Consider the following 23,216-nt stretch of genomic DNA (forward strand, 5'->3'; position numbering starts at 1 on the left):
AATTATATCCCCTTTAGTGTCTGCTTTAAAAAAGTTTATTATTTTTTACGAGTATTTAACATAAAAAAAGCCTTACTCCACAAAGTAAGGCTTCAAAATATTTATTTTAAAATCTTTTAAACCTGAATAACTCCCAGATTAAACTTTTCTGTGATAGGAGAGTGATCAGCTGCTTCAATTCCCATAGAGATCCATTTTCTGGTATCTATAGGGTTGATGATAGCATCCGTCCATAATCTTGCAGCAGCATAGGTAGCTTCTGTTTGTTTTTTATATTTTTCAGAAATTGAGTTTAAAATTTCTTTACGCTCTTCATCCGAAATTTCTTTTCCTTGTTTTTTCAGGGTAGACTCCTGTATTTGTGCCAAAACTTTAGCAGCCTGCGCTCCGCCCATTACGGCGAGATCTGCCCACGGCCATGCAACGATTAATCTTGGATCATATGCTTTCCCGCACATAGCATAATTTCCTGCTCCATAAGAGTTTCCGGTAATAATAGTAAATTTTGGGACAACCGAATTAGAAACCGCATTGACCATTTTGGCTCCGTCTTTTATAATTCCGCCGTGCTCCGATTTTGAACCTACCATGAAACCAGTTACATCCTGTAAAAACACCAAAGGAATTTTTCGCTGGTTACAGTTCGCAATAAATCTTGTTGCTTTATCTGCAGAATCAGAATAGATTACCCCTCCAAACTGCATTTCCCCCTTTCCGCTTTTTACCAGTTTTCTTTGGTTGGCAACAATCCCTACAGACCAGCCATCAATTCTTGCAGTGGCACAAATGATGCTTTTGCCGTAATCGGGCTTGTACTCTTCATATTCCGAATTATCCGTAATACATTTGATAATGTCTAAAGTATCGTACTGATCTGCTCTGGAAACCGGCATGATCCCAAAAATGTTTTCAGGTTTTTCTTTTGGCGGGAAACTTTCAATTCTGTCAAATCCTGCTTTTTCGTAGCTTCCGACAGATTTCATAATATTTTTTATACGATCTAAAGCATCTTTATCATCTTTAGCTTTATAATCTGTTACGCCGGAAATAGAACAGTGAGTAGTGGCTCCACCAAGAGTTTCGTTATCAATAGACTCGCCGATTGCGGCTTTTACCAGATAACTTCCGGCAAGAAATATTGAGCCTGTCTTGTCAACAATCATCGCCTCGTCACTCATGATAGGAAGATAAGCTCCTCCTGCTACGCAGCTTCCCATTACGGCTGAAATCTGAATAATTCCTGAGGCGCTCATTTTTGCATTATTTCTAAAAATTCTGCCAAACATTTCTTTATCCGGAAAAATTTCGTCCTGCATTGGCAGGTAAACTCCGGCAGAATCTACAAGGTAAATAATAGGAAGCCTGTTTTCCATCGCAATTTCCTGCGCTCTAAGGTTTTTCTTACCTGTAATCGGAAACCATGCTCCGGCTTTTACCGATGCATCATTGGCTACAACAATACATTGTCTTCCGGAAACGTATCCCATTACAACGACAACACCGCCGCTTGGACACCCTCCATGCTCTTCGTACATTCCGTATCCGGCAAAAGCTCCGATTTCAATAGAATCTGAATCTTTATCAAGAAGATAATCAACTCTTTCTCTTGCCGTCATTTTACCTTCTTCACGAAGTTTTTGAAGTCTTTTTTCGCCACCGCCTTTTTTTATTTCATTTAAAAGACGGTTGATTTCTGATAACTTTAATTTATTTTGATCTTCTCTTTTGTTAAATTCAATATCCATGAAATCTTTATTTTAAACTGCCTAAAGATACTATTTTTGGTAAAAACAAGGCAAAATGATTGCAATCATATTTAAGTTTTTGGTTTTCAGAATTTTATGAAAATTTTAACAAACTTATGTTTTGTTATGTTCATAATATTTTCTAATTTTACACAAGAGTATCAAAGGTAATACTTTGGTTAAATGCTCTAAGTTCCTAGTTTATTTTTTTAATAGTTTATTATTTGAAGGCCCTGAAAGTTTCATAGACTTTCAGGGTTTTTGTTTTGATAGTGATTTTTGTTTAAAAATATTGAGGCTTTTTTAAATTATTTCTAAAATGTGAAAAGGTATTAGTAAATTTGCACTTTGGTATTTTAAGACGATCTAATGCAGAAATTAGCACTTTTCAGATTACATTTTATTGTTTTTTTATGGGGATTTACCGCAATACTAGGGAAGCTGATCACTGCTAATGCTCAGATTCTCGTTTTTTACCGGATGCTTTTTGCTTCAGTATTTCTCTACCTATTTATAAGAATTTATAAAAAAGAAAGCATTAAAGTTTCAAAAAAACTCTTTTTTCAGTTGGCGGGTGTAGGTTTTTTCATGGCACTGCACTGGTTTTGCTTCTTTTACTCAATAAAAGTTTCCAATGTTTCAATAGCATTGAGTTGCCTTTCTCTTTCTACGCTTTTTGCCTCTGTTATGGAGCCGTTGGTTTATAAAAGAAAAGTAGATGTTTCTGAAGTAATTATGGGAATTGTGATTGTTGCCTGTATTTTGCTTATTTTTAAAACAGAATTTCAATATAAAGAAGGAATTTTCTTTGGAATTCTTTGTGCTGTTTTTGGGACTGTCTTTTCTGTATTCAACGGAAAACTCTTTGGTAAAACAAGCTCAGGAAATATTATTTTTTATGAAATTTTCTCCGGCTGGTTTATTCTGATGGTATTTTATCTTGTTACAGGACAAATTGTTCACATGAACGAAATAAACTATAAAGATTTAGCGTTAATAGGCTTACTGGCAAGTTTATTTACAGCTTACCCGATGTTTGAATCTGTGAAGCTGATGAAATATATTTCGCCTTTCACGTTAATTTTAACAGTAAATTTGGAACCGGTCTACGGAATTATACTAGCTTTTTTTATCTTTGGAGAATCAGAAAACATGAGCCCCATATTTTATGTTGCCTCATTAGTAATGATTCTGGCAATTGTAGCGAATGCCATAATTAAAAACAGAAAACAGAAAAAACTTAATTAAGCATCAATTTATATGATGAAAAAATATTTTTTATTACTGACTTTAATGATTGTAGGAACATTTCAGTCTCAGATCATCAGAAAATATTCCAACGAATTTCTCAATATCGGAGCCGGAGCAAGAGGGATTGGTATGGGAGGAGCTGTAATCACTAATCAGGATGATGTCTACTCTCCGATGTGGAACCCAGCGGGGTTGATGGGAATTCAGAAAGACTGGCAAGGAGCAGCTATGCACGCAGAATACTTTGAGTCTATTGCAAAGTACGACTATCTTGCCTATGCCAAAGTTCTGGAAACCGGAGTTTTTGGAGTTTCAATCGTAAGACTTGGAGTTGATAATATTCTCAATACCACACAATTAATAGATACAGAAGGAAACATAGATTACGATAAAATCACAAGATTTTCTCAATCTGATTATGCAGGTATTGTTTCCTACGCTTTCAATCCTGGTGGGAATCCTAATTTGGATGTTGGGATCAATGCTAAAATAGTTTATAGAAACGTGGGTAAATTTGCCAGCGGTTATGGTTTCGGATTTGATATCGGAGCTATTTATAAACTAGATAACGGCTGGAAATTCGGGGGAATGCTTCGCGATGCAACCACTACAGTTAATTTCTGGAATATTAATCAGAATGAATTATCAACGGTTGTCAACGGAGAAGAATTTAACCCCGCTCCAACGGATAAAATGGAGCTTACCATGCCAAAACTTAATGCGGGTGCAAGTAAATTGTTTGAAATTAACAGCAGTCTTTATGTGTTGCCGGAAGCAGGAATTAATGTAGACTTTGCTAAAACAGCAGCACTTCTCTCAACAGATTTTGCAAGTATCACGCCTTATGCCGGAGCAGAATTAGGTTATCAGAAAATGATTTTTGTACGATTGGGAGTCAACAGATTTCAATCTATTACTGATATTGAGGATCTTAAAAGAAAAGTTTCGTTTCAACCGAGCGCAGGTATAGGAATAAGATACAGAGGTCTTACATTGGATTATGCCATCAGTAATTCAGGAATCGGGGGTTCTAATTTTTATTCTAATTTCTTCTCTTTAAAACTTGATATGGGAGAGTTTAGAAATGATTAACTATTTTAATTGTAACATGAAAAAATTATCTTTGGCAATACTTACAGCAGGTTTTACAATGACATTTGCTCAAAAAGTCTCAGATTACAAATATATTGTAGTTCCAAATTCATTTGAAACCTTCAAAAAACAAAACTACGGTCTTAGTAATGTCTTAGCAAAAAGTCTTAAAGCTAAACAATATATCGTTCTGTCTGATAATCGGGGCGAATGGTCTTCGGAAGCCAATTCTAATCAGTGTAATGTTCTTAATGCTGATATTGTGAACGATAGTGGTTTTCTGAGAAATAAGGTTTTAGTGGTATTTAAAGACTGTAATAATAAAGTGATTGCTTCTCAGAAAGGAAGTTCTTCAATCAAAGAGTTTGAGGAAGGTTTTCAAGATGCTTTAAAACGGGCTTTGATGTCTGTTCCTGTTGCAAACCCCAAAGAAATTAAAACTGAAAATCTTACGCAGGAGTTACAGACAGAATCAGTAAACGAAGTTGCCTCTCTAAAAAATGAGACTACAGCCGAGAAAACAATTACATACACCAATGGAAAATTAATTGTTCAAAAAATACAGCTTGAGGATAATCAATTTATTTTTGTTGAAAATAACAGCAGTGTGCCATTTGCAACTTTTAAACCAACCACAAGAAAAGATAGTTTTAAGGTGAAATTGCAATCAGGAGAAAATACTTTCGGCTATCTTGAAAATGGAAATATTATCATCGAAATTCCAAAAGGAAATGATGAGTATTCTAAAGAAATATTTTCATTAATTAAACAATAAAAAACCCTGCCTAAACCTAAGTTTGACAGGGCTTCCTTAAAATAAACCATAAAAAACTAAAACTACGGTAATAGAACAGTGTCTATTACATGAATAACGCCATTTGATTGATTTACATCTGCAATAGTAACTTTAGCTTTGTTGCCTTTTGCATCAGTTACATACAGATCTTTTCCTTTTGTCCAGAAGGTTAGTTGCTCACCTTCTACAGTTTTCATCATTGCTTTACCATTTCCGGCTTTCACAGCAGCCCAAACCTGCTTAGAATTGTATCTTCCAGGTAAAACATGGTAAGTAAGAATTTTTGTAAGCATCTCCTTGTTTTCAGGTTTCACAAGATTTTCGACAGTTCCTGCCGGCAATTTGGCAAATGCTGCATCTGTAGGCGCAAAAACTGTAAAAGGACCATCACTCTGAAGTGTTTCTACAAGACCAGCTGCTTTTACTGCGGCTACCAGTGTTTTGTGATCTTTAGAATTGACTGCATTTTCTACAATGTTTTTAGAAGGATACATGGCTGCACCACCTACCATTACTGTTTTTTCTTTCATTTTCTGTGCAGCTGCATTTCCGCTGAATGCAAATGATAATGCTACCATTCCGAATACTGCGATTTTTGATCTTGTGTTCATTTCTTGATTTTTAAATTATTATTTGAGTATTGTTTGTTTCTAAACTCATTTACGAGGAGTATTTTTTTTTAGATTTCAAAAAAAATATTTTAACAGTTATTAACTTTTAAGAAGAAGTTGGTTATTAAAGAGATATTTAATAATAATTTATTAGCTTTATTGGGATGATCAAGAATTTAAAATCAATCAGCAGAACATTATAGTTTTATAAAAGTTGATTTTGTGCAAAAAGTAAATGGAAAACATTAAAAAATTTACAGGTCTGGATGCAGCATAATAAGGAAAATATAAATAATCATATATTTTTTAAACTTTTTTGAAATTACATGTTTTATTTTACTAAATTTGGAATGAAAATTATTTACAATCAAAACAAAATATTCAGAAGAAGAGCTTGTAGTTTTACTGAGAGAGCGAAACGAGACTGGTTTTCATCATTTGTATGATAACTATTCTGGTGCTTTGTATGGTGTAATTCTACGAATTGTTCAATCTAAAGAATATACCGAGGAAATTATTCAGGATGTTTTTGTTAAAATATGGAATTCAATTCAGCAGTATGATTCCTCAAAAGGAAGATTTTATACATGGATGATCAACATAGCCAGAAATACGGCAATAGATTATCTAAAATCGAAAAGTTTTCAAAATCAGCTAAAAAACCAACCTTTACCAGATTTCGTATATGAGAATGCGGAACTTACAACAACTAATAATTCAGATTTTATTGGGTTCAATAAGGTGCTTGAAAGTTTGGAGTCCGATAAGCAGGAATTAATAAATCTTGCTTATTATCAAGGATACACGCAGAGTGAAATATCAGAAAAACTGAATATGCCTTTAGGTACTGTAAAGACGAAAATGCGAAGTGCATTGATGAAATTAAAAGATTTGTTAAAAGATTATCAATAAATAAATTGGATATCAAGGAATACATATCATCCGGAATTCTAGAATCTTATATTCTAGGTCTTGCTTCTCCAGAGGAAGCGAGCATTCTGGAGTGTGTGATGAAGAATAATGCTGAAGTAAAAGCCGCCTTTGAAGAGGCGCAGTTAACCTTCGAGATGCTTGCGACTTCGCAGGCAGTTGCACCGCCCCATGATTTGAAAGCAAAAATATGGGATAAAATTCAACACGAAAGCGTTGATGTAAAAGAAGAAAATAATGTTTCTGAACAGAAAGATAAAGATGAATCTAAAGTACTGAATCATTCTCTGCAGATTGAGCGTTTTGATCAGCCGAGAAGCAATTTCAAAAACTTTGCTATTGCAGCTTCTGTTTTATTTTTAATCAGTGTTGGGATTAATCTTTTTTGGCTCAACAGCCAGACTGAAACCAAGAGAGAAATAGCGGATCTTAAATCTGCTGATCAGTCTAAAAATTTGGCAATGAAGGATATGGAGCAAAAACTCAATATCATCTCCAATCCTGATATGCTTAAAATTGCTTTGGCGGGTGTTGATAAACATCCTGATTCTAAAGCTGTAGTTTTTTGGGATAAAAATACCAAAGATGTTTATTTGTCAGCAAATACTTTGCCAAAAGTACCACAGGGAATGCAATACCAGTTGTGGGCAATTTCTAACGGCAAACCTGTAAGTGCAGGGATGTACAGCGAAGATAAAGATTCTAGAATTTCTCTTGCAAATATTCCTGATGCACAGGCTTTTGCAATCACTTTGGAAAAAGAAGGCGGAAGCGATGTGCCTACTATGGAAAATATGTTTGTAATGGGCGGTGTTTAAATTCCATCAGTAAATTTATAAAACATAAAAATCTTTCATCATAGCGATGAAAGATTTTTTTATTCTGCATTGAAAAAATCCCAGACAATCTTAGCTTTATATTTTCCTAAAATTTCTTCCAGAGTTTCAAGGTTAGCTTCTTTTATTCTTTTTACGGATTTTAATTTTGATAATAGCAGTTCTATAGTTTTACTTCCTACACCAGGGATTTCCTCTAGTTCAGATTTTATAGTAGAGTTTTTTCTTCTGGTACGGTGATGTTTTACTCCGAAACGGTGCGCTTCATCTCTCACACGCTGTAAAATTTTCAGAGTTTCAGATTTTTTGTCTAAATATAAAGGGATAGAATCTTCCGGGAAAAAAATCTCTTCCAGTCTTTTGGCAATTCCTACAATAGTAATTTTTCCATATAAACCAAGAATTTTTAAGCTCTTTACTGCGGAAGAAAGCTGACCTTTTCCACCGTCAATCAAGATTAATTGCGGCAAGCTTTCCCCTTCATCCAGCATTCTTTTATATCTGCGGTATATGACTTCTTCCATGGTGGCGAAATCATTCGGACCTTCTACTGTTTTCGGATGAAAAATTCTGTAATCGGCTTTGCTTGGTTTTCCATCTTTAAAAACCACACAAGCCGAAACAGGATTGGTTCCCTGAATATTTGAGTTATCAAATCCTTCAATATGTCTTGGTTCTGCAGGCATTCTCAACAGCTTTTGCATTTCTGCCATAATTCTGTTTGAATGTCTTTCAGGATCTACAATTTGTACCTGTTTCAATTTTTCAATACGGTATTCTTTTGCATTTTTTTCAGAAAGCTCTACAATTCTTTTTTTGTCGCCAACTTTAGGTACAATTAACTTTACATTTGGAATCTCGACACTCAGATGAAATGGCAGAAGAACTTCTTTGGAGTCCGAATCAAATTTCTGACGAATTTCTATCAGGGCTTCCTCCATGATTTCATCATCTGTTTCTTCCAGCATTTTTTTAATTTCGGTGGTAAAGCTCTGAATGATATTTCCGTTTCTGATTTTAAAATAATTTACATAAGCAGCTGTTTTATCGCTTGTCATTCCAAAAACATCCACATCATCAATATTAGGATTTACAACCGTATGTTTAGACTGATAATCTTCCAGAATATTCAGTCTTTCTTTAATCATCTGTGCATTTTCAAACTGAAGATTAGCTGCATATTTTGTCATTTGATTGATCAGATATTCTTTTGCTCTCCGGAAATCTCCTTTAATGATGCCACGGATGGCATCTACTTTTTCATCATAATCTTCTTTGCTTTCTAATTCTTCACAAGGTCCCTCGCAGTTTTTAATATGAAATTCCAGACATACTTTATATTTTCCTTCATCAATTTTAGTGGGTGCTAAATTCAGATTGCAGGTACGAAGCTTATAAATATGTTTGATCGTATCTAGCAAAATCTTGGCAGGACGTACTTTAGCGTAAGGTCCGTAATATTCAGATCCGTCTTTTATTTTGTTTCGGGTAAGAAAAACTCTTGGGAACTCTTCATTTTTAATGCAGATCCACGGATAAGTTTTGTCATCTTTCAGCATTACATTATAAAACGGCTGATGTTCTTTGATGAGATTGTTTTCCAGTAAAAGTGCATCATATTCACTGTTGACAATAGTAGTTTCCAGACGGTTGATTTTTCCGACCATAATTCTGGTGCGATAGCCCGAAAGTGTTTTGTTGAAGTATGAAAGTACTCTTTTCTTCAGATTTTTTGCCTTTCCTACGTACAGAAGATTATCATTTTTATCATAATACCGATAAACGCCGGGTTCGGAGGGTAAAGTTTTAAGTTGTAATTCTAAAGACGGATTCATGTAGCAAATTTAAACATTATGATGTAGAAAAAGCTGAAATAAGTCTTTTCAGCTTTATAATATGTGTTAAAATTACATTGCCGTTATTTATTTGAGGATATTAAAATATTCAACCTCAACAAATGACTTTTCCGGTATGATTCAAAATGTGTATTTTTAGGCAAATTTTTAGAAATGATATACGGTATTGATACTTTCAGTTTTCATGATGTTTTGGAAATATGTAAAGACCCCAATAAAGCTCAGCTAAATGAGGCTGCAAAAGAGCAGATTTTAAATTCTCAGAAAAATGTTCAGAAAATTGTAGATTCAGATCGCTGTGTTTATGGTATTAATACAGGTTTCGGACCACTTTGTGATACTAAAATTTCTGCCGATGAAACTGCACAGCTGCAATATAATCTGATTATTTCTCATGCAGTTGGTGTGGGAAAACCTATTGGTAAAGAACTTTCTAAAATCATGATGATCGCTAAAGTCCATGCGTTGTCGAAAGGGTTTTCCGGGGTTTCTCTTCAAGTTATAGAAAGATTGATCTTGATGCTGCAAAAAGATATTATTCCTGTGGTTCCTGAGCAAGGTTCTGTCGGGGCATCAGGAGATTTAGCACCACTCTCGCATTTGGTTTTGCCTCTTTTGGGACTTGGACAAGTTTGGGAGGGTGACGAAATCTTTGAAACGCCAGAAATTCTTGAAAAAAATAATCTAAAGCCTTTAGTTTTAGGGCCAAAAGAAGGATTGGGACTGATCAACGGAACTCAATTTATTTTGGCTCATGCCATAAAAGGTTTAGAAAAGTTTGAGTATCTTTTAGATCTTGCTGATCTTGCTGCTGCAATGAGTCTGGAAGCTTACAGGGGTTCGGCAAGTCCGTTTAAAAAAGAACTTCATGAAATAAGACCATTTGAAGGAAGTAAAAAAGTGGCGGCAAGAATGCTTTTCTTCTTAAATAATTCGGATAACCTTAAAGCACATGAAGATTGTGAAAGAGTTCAGGATCCCTATTCCATGAGATGCGTTCCGCAAGTACACGGCGCAAGCAGAAATGCTTTTGAACACCTAAAAATGATGGCAGAAACGGAGCTGAATTCCGTAACAGATAATCCGATTGTATTAAGTGCTGAAGAATCTATTTCCGGAGGAAATTTTCACGGTCAATTAATGGCTTTGCCTTTAGACTATGCAACTTTGGCGGTAGCAGAATTAGGAAATATTTCAGACCGAAGAAGTTATTTACTGCTGGAAGGAAAATATGGTTTACCAAGGTTATTAACGGAAAGCTCTGGACTGAATTCAGGATTTATGATTCCTCAATATACTTCTGCTGCCTTGGTAACAGAAAATAAAACACTTTGTTTTCCGGCTTCTGCAGATTCTATTCCAACAAGTTTGGGGCAGGAAGATCATGTGTCAATGGGAAGTATTTCGGGAAGAAAGTTTAATCAGGTTCTTGGTAATTTAGTCAATATTCTTGCCGTTGAGCTGATGTTTGCAGCGCAAGGTTTAGAGTTTAGAAGACCGGCAAAATGTTCTGATATTATTGAAGAAAACTTCGCCATTCTTCGTTCTAAAGTTGTAAAACTGGAAGATGACCGATTGATCGGGAAAGATATGTTGGCAATTGCGGAGCTGATCAATGAAAGGAAGTTTATTGTTAATTAATAATAATTTAAGTTATAAATATCAAGCCCGGGAAATATTCCGGGTTTATTTTAAAGTAGATTGGAAGTATCTTTTCTCAAATTGCAAAACGGAAATCTTTCTTTAGTTTAAAATAATTATTATATTCGTCATAATGAAAACATTACAACTACTTTTACTGTCTTTAAGCGGATTTTTATTTGGGCAAAATATTCAGAGTATACAGCTGTTTAATCCTCAGACTAATGACGAAACGCCCGTAATTTCTATGGGTCAGCAATTGATTTTGAGATTTGATGATCTTACTAATTCCAGCGAAGTTTACCGTTATACCATCAAGCATTATGACAGAAACTGGCAGGATGATAATTTATTTTTCAGTGAAATAGCCAATGGGCAAATGAATGCAATGCTGGATGAATTTCAGTATTCCTTCAACACACTGCAGCCTTACACACATTATGTGTTGAGGTTTCCTAATGAAAAGATTCAGCCTAAAATTTCAGGTAACTTTGAGTTGATTATTTATAAAAGGTCAGCAGATCAGCCAATTATTACAAGAAGGTTTTCTATTGTTGAAGATCAGGTCAATATCGCATTGAATATTTCTCGTTTTGCAGATGCAAAAAATCCTGATCTTAACCAGAGAGTAGAAGTACAGGCAGTAGCAAAAGCGGGAGATCTCACGTCTAATGTTAATTCAATGACACTTACTTTGATGCAGAATAATAATCCTAATATGGTAATTTCAGGTCAGAAACCAAGTGCGACCATGGGAAATAAACTGCTTTTTCAACAATTGAATCTTATATTTCCGGGTAATAATGAGTTTTATTATTTTGATAATAAAAATATGAGAATGGCAGCAGATATGGTGAGAGCCACAGAAGTTTTAGACGGCGTTAATCAAACTTATCTTCATCCCGTTTGGGCATATCCTCTCAATTATCAATATCAGCCTGATGTAAACGGAGCATGGTATTACCGAAGAAATGATCTTGGATTGGAAAGAAATGCCGAACGTGAAGCAGATTATTCATGGGTGCATTTTTCATTAGATTCTGAACTGATGAATAAAGAGTTGTATATTTTAGGAGGATTTAATGATTTTCAACCTAAAAAGGAATTTCAAATGCAATATGATGAAGCGTCTCAAAAATATATTGCCAAAATTTATCTGAAGCAGGGGTTTTATAACTACATTTTAGCCACAAAAGAAGCTAATGAAAGTTTGAATTTGGGTGAAATTAACGGTAATTTCTGGCAGACGGAAAATCTTTACCAAGCTTTTCTTTATTACAGACCTTTCGGAAGAAACTATGACGGTTTGATTGGTTATGGTGAGTTTAGAACTCCGGTGAGATGATGATAATTGGAGTGTATGATTGAGTTTTAAAGAGAATATTAAAATAAAAAAACCTTACGAGCTAAATATCCGTAAGGTTCAATATAATAATAGTCTGGAATTTTCAGATTTTAAAGATTGCTGTTATAAAGAGGCTTTCATTGTCTTCGAAAATGTAATGAATGCATACCGGGAAATTTTGTGATTGATACATTTGCAGTTCTTTGCTTTTGATGTCTTTTTGTTCAGATTCCTTAATAATTTGTTCTACTGAGTCTTTCAGTTCATTCAAAAAGAGACGATCCTGATTTTTCTTTTGTGCATTCAGAACCCTCATCAACATTTGAATGTCATTTTTTGCCATAGATGAAAGCAAAACCTTCATTACGCACAATTTTTTTCAAGTTCAATAATATTGTCAAAAAAATCTAGTTTGGTATTTGGATTTTCGCTGTGAAATTGAATCCTGTATCGGAGTTCTTCCTGAAAAAATTCTGGTACATCAATACTCGCAACAGTATCCATACTCTCGACTATTTTGATAAAAGCTTCAATTATTTCCGGGCTAAAGCTTTCAATTTTACTTTTTAAAAAATCTATTCTCGAATTCATTTTTTTTAAAATATTAAATTAACCCCTATTTTTATAGGGTAAATTTATGTAAAAATATTTATAATTTAATATAACCCCTTGTTTTTTTAATAAAAAATTAAATTTAATTGATAAAATATTGTTGTCCCCTCTAATTTATATTTTAAATTAAAAAAAATGGGCACTTTTTCTGAAGTGTCCATTTTATTTTTTCTTATTTCAGACCATGTAAAAATCCTGAAGTTTTTCATCACATAATGTTTTGATCACTTCAATCCATCGGTCTTCGTCGTTAAGACAAGGAATGTAATGGAAGTTTTCTCCTCCTGCATGGGTAAACTGCTCTTTTCCTTCCACTGAAATTTCTTCTAAAGTTTCGAGGCAGTCAGATACAAAAGCCGGGCAGACTACTGCAAGGTTTTTTATTCCTTTTTTAGGAATGGTTTCAAAAGTTTCATCCGTGTAAGGCTCAATCCATTTGTCTTTTCCTAATCTCGACTGGAAAGATACTATCGTTTTTTCTTTGGGCAGGTTTAGTTTATCTATGACCAGGTTAGTTGTCTTAAAGCATTGATGTCTGTAGCAAAACTGATGACTCGGGTTGCTTTCTCTTGAGCAGCAGTCGTTGAGATTACAGGTTTTAGTAGGATCTGTCTTGTAAATATGCCTTTCCGGAACTCCGTGATAAGAAAATTGCAATGCATCAAAGTTTTCGGGAAGTTTTTCCTTAATACTTTCAGCTAAACAATTGATATAAATCTCTCTATTGTAAAATGGTTGTATGTAACTGATTTTTATGTTCGGAAATTTAGCTTTTCTCACTTCCTCAGTTTTTTCAATCACGGTTTCTGTGGTACTCATTGCATATTGAGGGTATAGCGGAAAAAGAACAATTTCCGTTACGCCGAGATCTGCAAGTTTCCGGATTCCGTTTTCGATGCTTGGCTGTGCATAGCGCATTCCTATTTCTACAGGAATGTCTACCAGTTTTTGTAGTTTTTTCTGAATTTTCTCTGTAATTACGATGAGAGGTGAGCCTTGTTCCGTCCAAACTGTTTTGTAAGCTTCGGCAGATTTTGCAGGTCTTGTATTGAGAATGATTCCGCGAACGAGTAAAGCACGGAAGAACCAGCGGTAATCAATCACTTTTTCATCCATTAAAAACTCATCCAGATATTCTTTCACATCTGGTACAGAGGTTGATCTTGGCGAACCGAGATTGACTAATAATATTCCTTTCATATAATTGATGAGTGGTATTTAATAAGTAAAAAGTAATTTTGCTTCTAACTTCTAACTTCTAACTTCTAACTTCTAACTTCTAACTTCTAACTTCTAACTTTAATTTATCCGTTTACAGCTTCTACTTTTTCAACCAGATCAGGTACGAATTGCTTTAAAATATTTTCAATTCCTCCTTTCAAAGTTGCCGTTGAGCTCGGGCAACCGGAGCAAGCTCCCTGTAAAAGCATTTTAGCGGTTTTTGTGCTTTCATCATATTCCATTAAAGAGATTTTACCGCCATCATTTTCTACAGCAGGAGCAACATATTCGTTCAGAATGTCTGAAATTTTTTGTTCGTCATCAGTATAATCTCTGTTGATGATCTTTTCTACAGGATTTTCATGTTTTTGAGCTTCAATATTTGAAATTTCTCCTCCATTCTGTAGATAATCTGCGATAAGAGCGCGAACGGTAACCATTACCTGATGCCATTCTACACTGTTGTCTTTGGTAACTGCAACAAAATTATCTGAGATGAAAACTTCATTCGCAAAATCGAATTCCTTGAAAATTGCCTGAGCCAGAGGAACTCCATTAGCTTCGTTTCGGGATTTTACCTCAACAAACCCGTCCAGAAGAAGCTTGTTTGAAACGAACTTCATAACATTCGGATTCGGTGTCATTTCAGCATAAATCTGGTACATTTCTTTTTTCTTTTGCAGGTAAATTCTTGGGTTTGCCAATAGTTCATCTTCAATGACGTTTTTCAGACTTTCTACAACATGTTCCCATTCTACCGTTTCCTGCTTGGCAATAGCAACGAAATTAGCCGTAATGAAAATTCTTTCTACAAAAGGATAGTTGAAAAGCTCCTGTGCAATAGGAATTTCGGATATATCTGAATCTCTGTCCAACTCCAATGATCCGGGAATCAAGTTGTAGTCGGCTACAAATTTCATCACTTTTGGGTTTTCTGTTGGTTCTATAAGGATTGTACGCATTTTTTCGTTAAATTTGAGAATACAAAAATACGGATTAGAAGTTAGAACAGGGAAGATTGAATTTAGATTTTTGCTATCGCTGTAATTTGATTGATTTGGCTTTTAGAATTCAATAAATTAAGTTTTCCGAAATAACTTTTTTCAAATTTTAGATGGAATATGGCTTTAATAAAAGAACTTTTAGGTAAAACACCTCAAATTGGTGAAAATACATTTTTAGCAGAAACAGCAACCGTAATCGGAGATGTTACGATGGGAGAGAACTGCAGTATCTGGTACAATGCGGTGATAAGAGGTGATGTACATTATATAAAAATGGGAAGCAAAGTGAATGTGCAGGATAATGCAATGCTTCACTGTACGTATGAAAAATATCCTTTAGAAATTGGTAACAATGTTTCGATTGGTCATAATGCCATTGTTCACGGTTGCACAATTAAAGATAATGTTCTGATCGGGATGGGAGCTATTGTAATGGATAATTGCCTTGTTGAAGAAAATTCTATTGTGGGAGCGGGTTCTGTGGTAACTCAGGGTACGCACATCAAATCCGGTGAGGTTTGGGGCGGAATTCCGGCCAGAAAAATTAAAGATATTTCTGCTGTTCTTCTGGAAGGTGAGGTTAACAGGATTGCAGATAATTACGTAAAATATTCTTCTTGGTACAAAGAAGAAAGATATATTTAAATTCAATTAAAGCTCTGGTTTTTTCCAGAGCTTTGTTTTACTTTAATAAATAAATACTGCGTTACCGCTTTCGCATCTTACTCCGGTTGGTTCTACAATCATCATGCAATCGGAAACGATGTCGTATTTCTTGTTAAAATCGGACATCTTTTGCGTGTAATTTCTGATTTTTGGTGTAATAACGTCTTTTATTTTTTTAGGATAAGCAATATATTTTACAGGACCTCCGCAAGCTTTTGATCCCATGGCTTCGAAAGTCCATTCTGAAGATTTGCTGCATTTTTCTTTAGCAATTACCGATTCTATTTCTGTTCGCATCTCATCCAGTAATGCCTGATCGTATTTTTTACTGTTTTCATCAGCCGGTCTTTCGGCAATATCCTTTGGAAGCGTAGAGTCGTCCTGCGAATTTGCCGATTTACAAGAATTTACTGTTATAAATATAAAAACTAAAATGATTGAAAAAGTGCTTAAAAAATTTCTCATAAAGCAGTAATTTATTGTTTTATTAAATAATGGTGTTGCCGTTAATGCTAATTTAAGTGTCGGACAAATTTCATGATTATTTTTTTAATTTAATCAAAATTTATTCCCTAAACTCTTTTTCGTAATTTTGCTGATGATGAACAATCATTTTTTTGAATTAATAGAATTTACCAGCAGAAGCGTTTTTCTTACCGGGAAAGCAGGAACTGGTAAGACCACATTTCTTAACGAGTTTGTAAAAAAAACGAAAAAAAAGCATATTGTAGTAGCTCCTACCGGAATTGCTGCCATCAATGCAGGTGGAGTAACCATTCATTCGATGTTTGGTCTTCCTCTTCGTACTTTTTTACCGACTACAGATCGCATAGACAGTAGTATAGCCAATAATATTGTTGATCTTCAGCAGCATTTTAAATATCGTAAAGATAAACTGAAACTTTTGAGAGAAGTTGAAGTGATTATTATTGATGAGGTTTCTATGCTTCGGGCAGATGTTTTGGATATGATGGATTTTTCTCTTCGTTTTATCCGCAGAAATAATCAGAGATTTGGAGGAGTGCAGATGTTGTTTATCGGAGATTTGTACCAGCTTCCGCCCGTTGTAAGAGATGAGTATGTGCTTAAAATGTTTTACAATTCTCCTTTTTTCTTCGATAGTATTGCCATTAAAGAAATTTCTCTGCTTACCATTGAACTGACGAAAGTGTATCGGCAGACTGATGAGTATTTCCTTGAAATTTTAAATGCAATTCGTGATGGAGATGTTGCTAATATTGATTTTGAAGAATTAAATAAGCGATATAATCCTGGTTTTGAATCGGGAGAAGAGCCTTATGTTTACCTGTGTTCTCATAACAAAATGGCAGATGATATCAATCAGGAAAAACTGAAAGAAATCAATCTTACTCCGGGAATTTACGAAGCTAAGCTCTTTGGCGAGTTCAAAGAAAATCAGTTTCCCAATGAGCAGTTTCTTGAGCTGAAAGTCGGAGCTCAGATCATGTTTATCCGAAATGATATTTCAGGCGAAAAAAAATATTATAATGGCAAGCTGGGTGAAATTTCTGCTTTGGAAGAAAACGAAATAAAAGTTATTCTGGAAGGAAGCGAAAGAGAAATTACTGTAAAGCGTGAAGTCTGGGAACAAAAAAAATATTCTCTTGATTCTGATAAAATGATCAGAGAAGAGGTGTTGGGAAGTTTTGAGCAGTTTCCGATAAAATTGGCTTGGGCGGTTACGATTCATAAAAGTCAGGGGCTTACATTTGATAAAGTTATTATAGATGCCGGCAAAAGTTTTACGGCAGGACAGGTGTATGTTGCTTTGTCGCGCTGCCGAACTTTAGAAGGAATTGTTTTAAAATCAAAAATTACTCCTGAAGTTATTTTTAAAGATAACAGAATTCTGAAATTTCAGGGTGATACTCATGCAAACGACCATGTTGAAACCATACTTAATCAGGAAAAATACGATTACGCCATCAGAAAACTTCTTCGGACATTAGATTGTCAGTGGTTAATGAAAGAAGTGGAGCAGTGGAACAATCTTTCTTTGGTAAACAAAAGTATTGATCGGGTAAAAGCTAATCAGCTTTATCTGCAGCTAAAACATGAGACTCAGAATCTCAGCAAAATTTTTGAAAAACTGGAGCGAATTATTTTTCAGAAAGTCAATCTGTTTATTCAGGAAAAAGAAGAATGGATTGAGATTGAGAATAAAGCAAAAGGGGCCGTAAATTTCTTTTTCAGCGAAATTAATAATAAAATTTTCAGTCCGTTAAAGGATTTTTATGCTGAAATTAAAGGAGTGAAAGGACTTAAACAGTACAACGAAGAAATCAGAAGCTGGCTTGAAGATATTGAAGATTATCTGAATGGTTTAAAAGAAAGCTATCTTTTGGAAACAAAACTTCTTGAAGAAAAAAATAACAAAGAAGTAAGCATGAAAATTGCTAAAGTTCCTTCACAGGTTCTTACTTTTCAACTGTTTGAAGAAGGAAAAACAGTTTCTGAAATTGCTTTGGAAAGAGGTTTAGTAAAAGAAACAGTTTTGGGACATCTTGCTAAATTTGCTGAACAGGGTTTGCTTGATATTTCAAGGATCATCACTTCAGATAAAATTAAAACCTTTGAAAAAGAATTTTCTCAAAATTCCTACGATAGTCTCAATGAATGGAAAAATGCTTTGCCAAAAGATTTTGAATTTAATGAAATTAGAATACTGATCAATCATTTCACTTACCAGAAAACTAAACACGAAGCCTGATAATTATTTGCCGAATAGTTGTTTTAAACAAGATGCAGATTCAAAATGAATCATTTTCTAGATTAATTTTTCAGACTCTTTTCCAAAACCTCAATCCTGCTCAGAATGTCAGCAAGTACATTTTTTTGTTCAAAAGATAGATAACCTGCGACTTTATAGACTTCGGTTTTCTGCCATTTCTCTTCAGGAATCTCAGAAAGATACTGAACATTATCGCCTTGTAATGCAATAAGTGTTTCGGGCTTTTCGGATTGTTGGTTTGCTTTAGTAAGAAACAGAAAATCTCCAATATTATAATTAGAGAGGAGTTGTTTTTTCTCTTTAAACTCAAATACGATATCAATTTTTGCTAATATTTTTTGCAGAATATTGATTTGATCACTATTTTCCACCAAATTTTGAGGATTATTATTTTGCTTGCTAAATTCTTCAATGGGCGAAAACATTAAAGTATCAATTACCGAACCACTCACAAGATTGTTTACCTGCAAAGGTTTTGTCAGAAAATCGCTGAGATCTAGGTTAAAATAATGAGCTACTTTCAGAAGAGTGTCAATCTTTGGTTCTGCTCTGCCTTCTTCGTAAGCACTTATAACGCCGCGGTTTAATTCAAATAAATCTGCAAAAGCCTTTTGGCTCAATCCTTTAACTTGCCTGATTTTCTTAATATTGGTTCCGAAAAAACTCATAAGTCTAATCTTTTTTGCAAATATAAGTTTATTAACTGAAAATTTTGCTAAAAATATTTGCAAATTGTGAAAATTTTATTACTTTTGTTTATCTAAAAGCTAAAACGCATGAAATATGGGCGAAGAGAATAAAATATTTAATAAGGTGAAAGAATGGTTGTTAGATTATGAATTTAACATCAGTTTTGAAGATCAGAATCAGAAAGTGCTGATTATTGAAAAAGAATCTAACGGAATTAAGAATATGATTCTTATTGTTTCAGATTCAATATTAATTATGGAACAGTTTCTTTTTGAAATTAAAAATCCTACAGAAGAAATATACCGTACTTTACTTCAGAAAAACCGGGATATTGTACATGGCGCTTTTGTGCTTGATCATTCCGGGAAGAAAGTGATTTTTCGAGATACGTTGCCTACCGATAATATGGCACAGAATGAAGTAATGGCATCAATTAATTCTTTAGGGATTTTGGTTGGTGAATTTAACAGTGAAATGATAAAAATGAGTAAATAATAAAAATTTATAGTATGAATATTTTTAAAAGATTATACACAATAGGAAAAGCCGAGGTCAGTTCGGCGTTAGAGAACTTTGAAGATCCTATAAAACTTACGGAAGCCGGAATTGCAGATATGAAAGATCAGCTTGCGGAAAGCCTTGAAGCTTTGGCTCAGTTAAAAGCACTTTCAATCCGTAAAAAAAATGAAGCGGAAGCGGAGGGACATTCGGCGGGAGATTATTACGCAAAGGCAGTTTTGCTGGTTCAGAAATCGGAAAAAGGTGAAATAGAAGTTTCGGAAGGCGACCGTCTTGCAAAAGAAGCTTTGAAGAAGCAAAATGAATCACAGAAAAAGGCAGAAATCTTAAAAACTGAAACTGAAAAACTACAGGAAGAATGTGAAAAAATGCAGACTAATATCAATCAGTTGAAATCTAATATTTCAAAATGGGAAAATGAGTTGCGTACTTTGGAAGCGAGAGTTCAGGTAAGTGAGGCGACAAGGGATATTAATCGAAAAATGACTCAGATTGACAGCAGTAGCGCAGTTTCAATGCTTGAAAAACTAAAAGAAAGAGTAGTTCAGCAGGAAGCAGTGGCGGAAGCGTATTCTGAATTGGCGAAAACCGGTAAGACGGTGGATCAGGAGATTGATGATTTGGTAAAAAATACCGATGGAGAAGCAGAAAATGCTCTTCAGAAATTAAAAAAAACACTTAAAAAAGGCTAAGATATGACCTTTCAGGAATTTTTACATATTGCATTTACTCCGGTAAACACTGTTTTGAGCGTGTTGCTGATTTTGGCAGTGATCTACTGGATATTTACGATCATTACAGGTTTGGATATTGATGTAGGTATTGATGCTGATTTTGATGCCGAAACTCCCGATGGTGATGTGCATGTTCCTGAAGATCCTTCTGCATGGATTCAGTTTTTAAAATTTCTGAATCTTGATATTGTTCCGGTGACTTATTTTTTGACGATATCGCTTTTTTTTACATGGGTGGTTTCGTTTTACATTGAAGTTTTTATTTCGCCGGTTTTTTGGATGGCTGCTTTGTTGGTGATTCCTGCTTTTTTGATTAGCATTTTGGTAACTAAAATTATGCTGAAACCATTAAACCCCTTTTTCAGAGAGATTAATCATAAAGGTGAAAAAGCATACGATTTTTTGGGAAGAGAAGGAAGAATGAAGTCTACCATTTATGACGGAAAAATAGGAATTCTGGAAGTTTTCATCGGAAGTGACCCGATGACGCTCATGGTAAAAAGTAAAGATGGTGAAAGAATAGAACAAGGAACTACCGTTATCATAGTGGATGAAGATTCTCAGAAGAAATTTTATTATGTAGCTACAGAAATCCACTTTTAAATAACAAATCATGATTACTTTTTTTATAATAATTTTTAGCTATATTTTGAAATTATTACTTTGAATTTTTGATTAAATATTATTAATATAAAACTGCGCTTTTTGTGCAATTAAATAAAAAAAACACAATAAATAATAAACTATAAAAATATATGAACACAACTTTAATTGCTGGAATTGTTATCATTACGATAGCTTCCATAGGATTGATTTTCTGGATTTTATCCATGTACAAAAAAACCGTTCAGGGAATTGTTATTCTTAGAACAGGTTACGGAGGAACTAAAGTATTTTTTAATGCGGGGATCGTGATTCCGGTCATCCACAGAATGGAGTCGATGGATATCTCTGTGAAAAAATTAGAAATAGCCAGGGAAGGAAAAGCGGGTTTGATCTGTAAAGATAATATGAGAGCCGATATTCAGGTAGCTTTTTTTATCAGGGTTAATAAATCGGTAGATGATATTGTGAATGTTGGTCAGACAATCGGTTGCCAAAGAGCTTCTGATATCAATACATTGAGAGAGTTATTTGAAGCTAAATTTTCTGAAGCTTTGAAAACTGTTGGTAAAAAGTTTGAATTTATTGAATTGTACGAAGCAAGAAGTGAGTTCCGTCAGGAAATTTTGGATATCATCGGTACGGATCTTAATGGTTATGTTCTGGATGACTGCGCAATTGATTATCTGGAGCAGACTTCCATTGAGAGTTTAGATAAAGATAATATTTTGGATTCTGAAGGTATTAAGAAGATCACCGAATTAACAGCAACGCAGAATATTAAAGCCAATCAGGTTCGCAGAGACGAGGAAAAAACAATCACGAAGCAGAATGTAGAAGCTCGTGAAGCAATTTTAGAGCTGGAAAAACAGCTGGCTGAAAAAGAAGAATCACAAAAAAGAGAAGTTGCTAACATTAAAGCTCGCGAAAATGCCGAAATTCTAAAAGTGGATGAAGAAGAGCGTTTGAAATATGAAACCGTTCGCATTGCTACCGAAGAAAAACTTCAGATTGCAGAAGAAAATAAGCAAAGACAGGTTGTGATCGCAGCTAAAAATAAAGAAAGGGCAGATTTGGTAGAAACGGAAAGAGTGCAGAAAGATAAAATGCTGGAAGCAACCGAGAGGGAAAGAATTGTTTCTTTGGCTCAGATCGAGAAAGAAAAAGCAATCGAACTGGAAAAGAAAAATATTCAGGATGCGATCCGTGAGCGTTTAACCATGGAGAAGACAGTGGTAGAAGAGCAGCAGGGAATCAAGGATCTTGAAGCATTCAAAACTGCAGACAGAACAAAACAGGTTGAAATCACTTTGGCAACTCAGGAAGCTGAGAAGAAGCTTATTGAGGAAACAAGAGCTGCAGAAGCCAGAAAATTAGCTGCTGAAAAAGATGCTCAAAAATATGTTATTGAAGCACAGGCTAAAAGAGATGCTGCCGAAAAAGAAGCTGAAGCGCGTAAAATTATTGCGGACGCGAAGGCAAAAGAAGAAGCTACTGTTGGTCTATCTGAAGCTCAGGTTCTTCATGCAAAAGCTGATGCAGCCGAAAGACAGGGAATTGTTGAGGCGATTGTGATTGAGAAAAAAGCGGATGCCATCAAGAAAGAAGGAATTGCTCAGGCAGAAGTAATCAAAGAAAAAGCTTTGGCAGAAGCAGCCGGAATTACAGAAAAAGCTGAGGCGATGAAGAAACTGAACGATGCTGGAAAAGATCACGAAGAGTTCAGATTGACTCTGGCGAAGGAAAAAGAAGTGGAACTGGCTCAGATTTCAATTCAGAAAGATATTGCACAGGCACAGGCAGGAGTTTTGGCAGAAGCTTTCAAATCTGCAAAAATTGATATTGTTGGTGGTGATAATACATTCTTTGATAATGTCGTTCGTCAGGTTTCGGCGGGTAAAGGATTAGATAAATTTATCAGTCACAGCGAAAACGCTACGTTAGTGAAAGAAAATCTTTTAGGTGATGGAGAAAATATCATCGGGAAAGTAATGGGAATGGTTGAGAAATATAACATTTCTTCCGAAGATATTAAAAACATGAGCATTGCGAGCCTTATTTTTAAACTGAATAATGTTGCCAATCAGCAAGAGAAAGGGTTGCTCGACAGAGCAATGGATATGGCAAGAAATTTAGGAATCGACCAAAAACCCATTAAGTAGTCTCTGAGAAAGTCCTGAAAGGATATTTTAACAAAAGATAGGTGGAAATCCTGTCAATTTAGAGAAATAAATATTGTATTGTGTAAAACTCTCATAGTGTAATTTTCAGTACTACTTTGAGAGTTTTTCCTAAATGTTTTGATCAATAAG

At 34.7% G+C, this 23,216-nt stretch carries 22 protein-coding genes; 13 read left to right on the top strand and 9 right to left on the bottom strand.

Annotated features, from left to right (window positions below; translation table 11 throughout):
- Positions 1-116: 116 nt before the first annotated feature.
- The gene (locus tag FOL89_RS09115) at positions 117-1,745 is read right to left on the bottom strand and encodes an acyl-CoA carboxylase subunit beta (RefSeq protein ID WP_144282514.1); all 1,629 of its coding nucleotides are present in this window, start codon (positions 1,743-1,745) and stop codon (positions 117-119) included.
- 369 nt (positions 1,746-2,114) lie between these two features.
- Here FOL89_RS09115 and FOL89_RS09120 point away from each other — a divergent pair, with 369 nt between their 5' ends.
- Genes FOL89_RS09120 through FOL89_RS09130 form a run of 3 tightly spaced genes read left to right on the top strand, consistent with a single transcriptional unit; the run spans position 2,115 to position 4,863 of the window.
- A complete protein-coding gene (locus FOL89_RS09120; RefSeq protein WP_144282515.1) occupies positions 2,115-2,993 on the top strand; it encodes a DMT family transporter in 879 nt (292 codons plus the stop codon).
- 12 nt (positions 2,994-3,005) lie between these two features.
- Entirely contained in the window at positions 3,006-4,088 is a 1,083-nt protein-coding gene (locus FOL89_RS09125; protein ID WP_144282516.1) for a putative type IX sorting system protein PorV2, read from the top strand.
- 16 nt (positions 4,089-4,104) lie between these two features.
- Positions 4,105-4,863, top strand: coding sequence for a hypothetical protein (locus FOL89_RS09130; RefSeq protein WP_144282517.1), 759 nt, complete (start codon positions 4,105-4,107; stop codon positions 4,861-4,863).
- Between the two features lie 62 nt (positions 4,864-4,925).
- Here FOL89_RS09130 and FOL89_RS09135 read toward each other — a convergent pair whose 3' ends face one another.
- Positions 4,926-5,495, bottom strand: a complete 570-nt coding sequence (locus tag FOL89_RS09135) for a fasciclin domain-containing protein (protein WP_144282518.1) — start codon at positions 5,493-5,495, stop codon at positions 4,926-4,928.
- 438 nt (positions 5,496-5,933) lie between these two features.
- Here FOL89_RS09135 and FOL89_RS09140 point away from each other — a divergent pair, with 438 nt between their 5' ends.
- Positions 5,934-6,407 carry an RNA polymerase sigma factor gene (locus FOL89_RS09140; protein WP_144282519.1) on the top strand — a complete coding sequence of 158 codons (474 nt, stop codon included), beginning with the start codon at positions 5,934-5,936 and terminating at the stop codon, positions 6,405-6,407.
- A 5-nt stretch (positions 6,408-6,412) separates the two neighbouring features.
- Complete coding sequence (locus FOL89_RS09145) at positions 6,413-7,243, top strand: anti-sigma factor (RefSeq protein ID WP_144282520.1); 831 nt, start codon at positions 6,413-6,415, stop codon at positions 7,241-7,243.
- Between the two features lie 59 nt (positions 7,244-7,302).
- Here the strand turns inward: FOL89_RS09145 and uvrC are convergent, their stop codons facing one another.
- A complete protein-coding gene (gene uvrC / locus FOL89_RS09150) occupies positions 7,303-9,096 on the bottom strand; it encodes an excinuclease ABC subunit UvrC (RefSeq protein ID WP_144282521.1) in 1,794 nt (597 codons plus the stop codon).
- A gap of 174 nt (positions 9,097-9,270) precedes the next feature.
- Here uvrC and hutH point away from each other — a divergent pair, with 174 nt between their 5' ends.
- Both hutH and FOL89_RS09160 read left to right on the top strand, forming a co-directional pair.
- On the top strand, positions 9,271-10,758 hold the full coding sequence (gene hutH, locus FOL89_RS09155) for a histidine ammonia-lyase (protein WP_144282522.1): 1,488 nt from the start codon (positions 9,271-9,273) through the stop codon (positions 10,756-10,758).
- A 133-nt stretch (positions 10,759-10,891) separates the two neighbouring features.
- Complete coding sequence (locus FOL89_RS09160) at positions 10,892-12,103, top strand: type IX secretion system plug protein (protein ID WP_185146951.1); 1,212 nt, start codon at positions 10,892-10,894, stop codon at positions 12,101-12,103.
- Positions 12,104-12,206: 103 nt separating this feature from the next.
- Here FOL89_RS09160 and FOL89_RS09165 read toward each other — a convergent pair whose 3' ends face one another.
- The 4 genes from FOL89_RS09165 to FOL89_RS09180 form a co-directional block, all read right to left on the bottom strand.
- Positions 12,207-12,467 carry a hypothetical protein gene (locus FOL89_RS09165; protein ID WP_144282524.1) on the bottom strand — a complete coding sequence of 87 codons (261 nt, stop codon included), beginning with the start codon at positions 12,465-12,467 and terminating at the stop codon, positions 12,207-12,209.
- A complete protein-coding gene (locus FOL89_RS09170) occupies positions 12,467-12,694 on the bottom strand; it encodes a hypothetical protein (protein WP_144282525.1) in 228 nt (75 codons plus the stop codon). Before FOL89_RS09170 ends, FOL89_RS09165 begins: the two co-directional genes overlap by 1 nt.
- Positions 12,695-12,892: 198 nt before the next feature.
- Positions 12,893-13,915 carry a ferrochelatase gene (gene hemH, locus FOL89_RS09175; protein WP_144282526.1) on the bottom strand — a complete coding sequence of 341 codons (1,023 nt, stop codon included), beginning with the start codon at positions 13,913-13,915 and terminating at the stop codon, positions 12,893-12,895.
- 104 nt (positions 13,916-14,019) lie between these two features.
- Positions 14,020-14,898, bottom strand: coding sequence for a NifU family protein (locus FOL89_RS09180; RefSeq protein ID WP_144282527.1), 879 nt, complete (start codon positions 14,896-14,898; stop codon positions 14,020-14,022).
- 159 nt (positions 14,899-15,057) lie between these two features.
- Between FOL89_RS09180 and FOL89_RS09185 the strand changes: the two genes are divergently transcribed.
- Entirely contained in the window at positions 15,058-15,585 is a 528-nt protein-coding gene (locus tag FOL89_RS09185; protein WP_144282528.1) for a gamma carbonic anhydrase family protein, read from the top strand.
- 42 nt (positions 15,586-15,627) lie between these two features.
- On the opposite strand, the gene FOL89_RS09190 is transcribed toward FOL89_RS09185, so the two are convergent.
- Positions 15,628-16,071, bottom strand: a complete 444-nt coding sequence (locus tag FOL89_RS09190) for a hypothetical protein (protein WP_144282529.1) — start codon at positions 16,069-16,071, stop codon at positions 15,628-15,630.
- Between the two features lie 136 nt (positions 16,072-16,207).
- Here FOL89_RS09190 and FOL89_RS09195 point away from each other — a divergent pair, with 136 nt between their 5' ends.
- Complete coding sequence (locus FOL89_RS09195) at positions 16,208-18,337, top strand: helix-turn-helix domain-containing protein (protein WP_144282530.1); 2,130 nt, start codon at positions 16,208-16,210, stop codon at positions 18,335-18,337.
- 62 nt (positions 18,338-18,399) lie between these two features.
- Here the strand turns inward: FOL89_RS09195 and FOL89_RS09200 are convergent, their stop codons facing one another.
- Positions 18,400-19,026 (bottom strand): helix-turn-helix domain-containing protein, encoded by a 627-nt coding sequence (locus FOL89_RS09200; protein WP_144282531.1) that lies wholly within the window; start codon positions 19,024-19,026, stop codon positions 18,400-18,402.
- Positions 19,027-19,141: 115 nt separating this feature from the next.
- On the opposite strand from FOL89_RS09200, the gene FOL89_RS09205 reads away from it, so the two are divergent.
- The 4 genes from FOL89_RS09205 (at position 19,142) to FOL89_RS09220 (ending at position 23,066) form a co-directional block, all read left to right on the top strand.
- Positions 19,142-19,543 (top strand): YbjN domain-containing protein, encoded by a 402-nt coding sequence (locus FOL89_RS09205; RefSeq protein ID WP_144282532.1) that lies wholly within the window; start codon positions 19,142-19,144, stop codon positions 19,541-19,543.
- 14 nt (positions 19,544-19,557) lie between these two features.
- The gene (locus tag FOL89_RS09210; RefSeq protein WP_144282533.1) at positions 19,558-20,259 is read left to right on the top strand and encodes a PspA/IM30 family protein; all 702 of its coding nucleotides are present in this window, start codon (positions 19,558-19,560) and stop codon (positions 20,257-20,259) included.
- A gap of 3 nt (positions 20,260-20,262) precedes the next feature.
- On the top strand, positions 20,263-20,904 hold the full coding sequence (locus tag FOL89_RS09215) for a DUF1449 family protein (protein WP_144282534.1): 642 nt from the start codon (positions 20,263-20,265) through the stop codon (positions 20,902-20,904).
- A 152-nt stretch (positions 20,905-21,056) separates the two neighbouring features.
- Positions 21,057-23,066 carry a flotillin family protein gene (locus FOL89_RS09220; protein WP_144282535.1) on the top strand — a complete coding sequence of 670 codons (2,010 nt, stop codon included), beginning with the start codon at positions 21,057-21,059 and terminating at the stop codon, positions 23,064-23,066.
- The last annotated feature ends 150 nt before the right edge of the window (positions 23,067-23,216 follow it).

This window comes from Chryseobacterium echinoideorum (assembly GCF_007474535.1).
Classification (GTDB): domain Bacteria; phylum Bacteroidota; class Bacteroidia; order Flavobacteriales; family Weeksellaceae; genus Chryseobacterium; species Chryseobacterium echinoideorum.

What these genes read in the sequence shown, in the direction of transcription:
- FOL89_RS09185 (WP_144282528.1), top strand. Translation starts at nt 15,058, where the DNA reads ATGGCTTTAATAAAAGAACTTTTAGGTAAAACACCTCAAATTGGTGAA.
- FOL89_RS09170 (WP_144282525.1), bottom strand. Translation starts at nt 12,694, where the DNA reads ATGAATTCGAGAATAGATTTTTTAAAAAGTAAAATTGAAAGCTTTAGC.
- FOL89_RS09205 (WP_144282532.1), top strand. Translation starts at nt 19,142, where the DNA reads ATGGGCGAAGAGAATAAAATATTTAATAAGGTGAAAGAATGGTTGTTA.
- FOL89_RS09200 (WP_144282531.1), bottom strand. Translation starts at nt 19,026, where the DNA reads ATGAGTTTTTTCGGAACCAATATTAAGAAAATCAGGCAAGTTAAAGGA.
- FOL89_RS09130 (WP_144282517.1), top strand. Translation starts at nt 4,105, where the DNA reads ATGAAAAAATTATCTTTGGCAATACTTACAGCAGGTTTTACAATGACA.
- FOL89_RS09160 (WP_185146951.1), top strand. Translation starts at nt 10,892, where the DNA reads ATGAAAACATTACAACTACTTTTACTGTCTTTAAGCGGATTTTTATTT.
- FOL89_RS09215 (WP_144282534.1), top strand. Translation starts at nt 20,263, where the DNA reads ATGACCTTTCAGGAATTTTTACATATTGCATTTACTCCGGTAAACACT.
- FOL89_RS09180 (WP_144282527.1), bottom strand. Translation starts at nt 14,898, where the DNA reads ATGCGTACAATCCTTATAGAACCAACAGAAAACCCAAAAGTGATGAAA.
- FOL89_RS09210 (WP_144282533.1), top strand. Translation starts at nt 19,558, where the DNA reads ATGAATATTTTTAAAAGATTATACACAATAGGAAAAGCCGAGGTCAGT.
- FOL89_RS09135 (WP_144282518.1), bottom strand. Translation starts at nt 5,495, where the DNA reads ATGAACACAAGATCAAAAATCGCAGTATTCGGAATGGTAGCATTATCA.
- FOL89_RS09190 (WP_144282529.1), bottom strand. Translation starts at nt 16,071, where the DNA reads ATGAGAAATTTTTTAAGCACTTTTTCAATCATTTTAGTTTTTATATTT.
- FOL89_RS09165 (WP_144282524.1), bottom strand. Translation starts at nt 12,467, where the DNA reads ATGAAGGTTTTGCTTTCATCTATGGCAAAAAATGACATTCAAATGTTG.
- FOL89_RS09115 (WP_144282514.1), bottom strand. Translation starts at nt 1,745, where the DNA reads ATGGATATTGAATTTAACAAAAGAGAAGATCAAAATAAATTAAAGTTA.
- hutH (WP_144282522.1), top strand. Translation starts at nt 9,271, where the DNA reads ATGATATACGGTATTGATACTTTCAGTTTTCATGATGTTTTGGAAATA.
- hemH (WP_144282526.1), bottom strand. Translation starts at nt 13,915, where the DNA reads ATGAAAGGAATATTATTAGTCAATCTCGGTTCGCCAAGATCAACCTCT.
- FOL89_RS09120 (WP_144282515.1), top strand. Translation starts at nt 2,115, where the DNA reads ATGCAGAAATTAGCACTTTTCAGATTACATTTTATTGTTTTTTTATGG.
- uvrC (WP_144282521.1), bottom strand. Translation starts at nt 9,096, where the DNA reads ATGAATCCGTCTTTAGAATTACAACTTAAAACTTTACCCTCCGAACCC.
- FOL89_RS09220 (WP_144282535.1), top strand. Translation starts at nt 21,057, where the DNA reads ATGAACACAACTTTAATTGCTGGAATTGTTATCATTACGATAGCTTCC.
- FOL89_RS09125 (WP_144282516.1), top strand. Translation starts at nt 3,006, where the DNA reads ATGATGAAAAAATATTTTTTATTACTGACTTTAATGATTGTAGGAACA.
- FOL89_RS09195 (WP_144282530.1), top strand. Translation starts at nt 16,208, where the DNA reads ATGAACAATCATTTTTTTGAATTAATAGAATTTACCAGCAGAAGCGTT.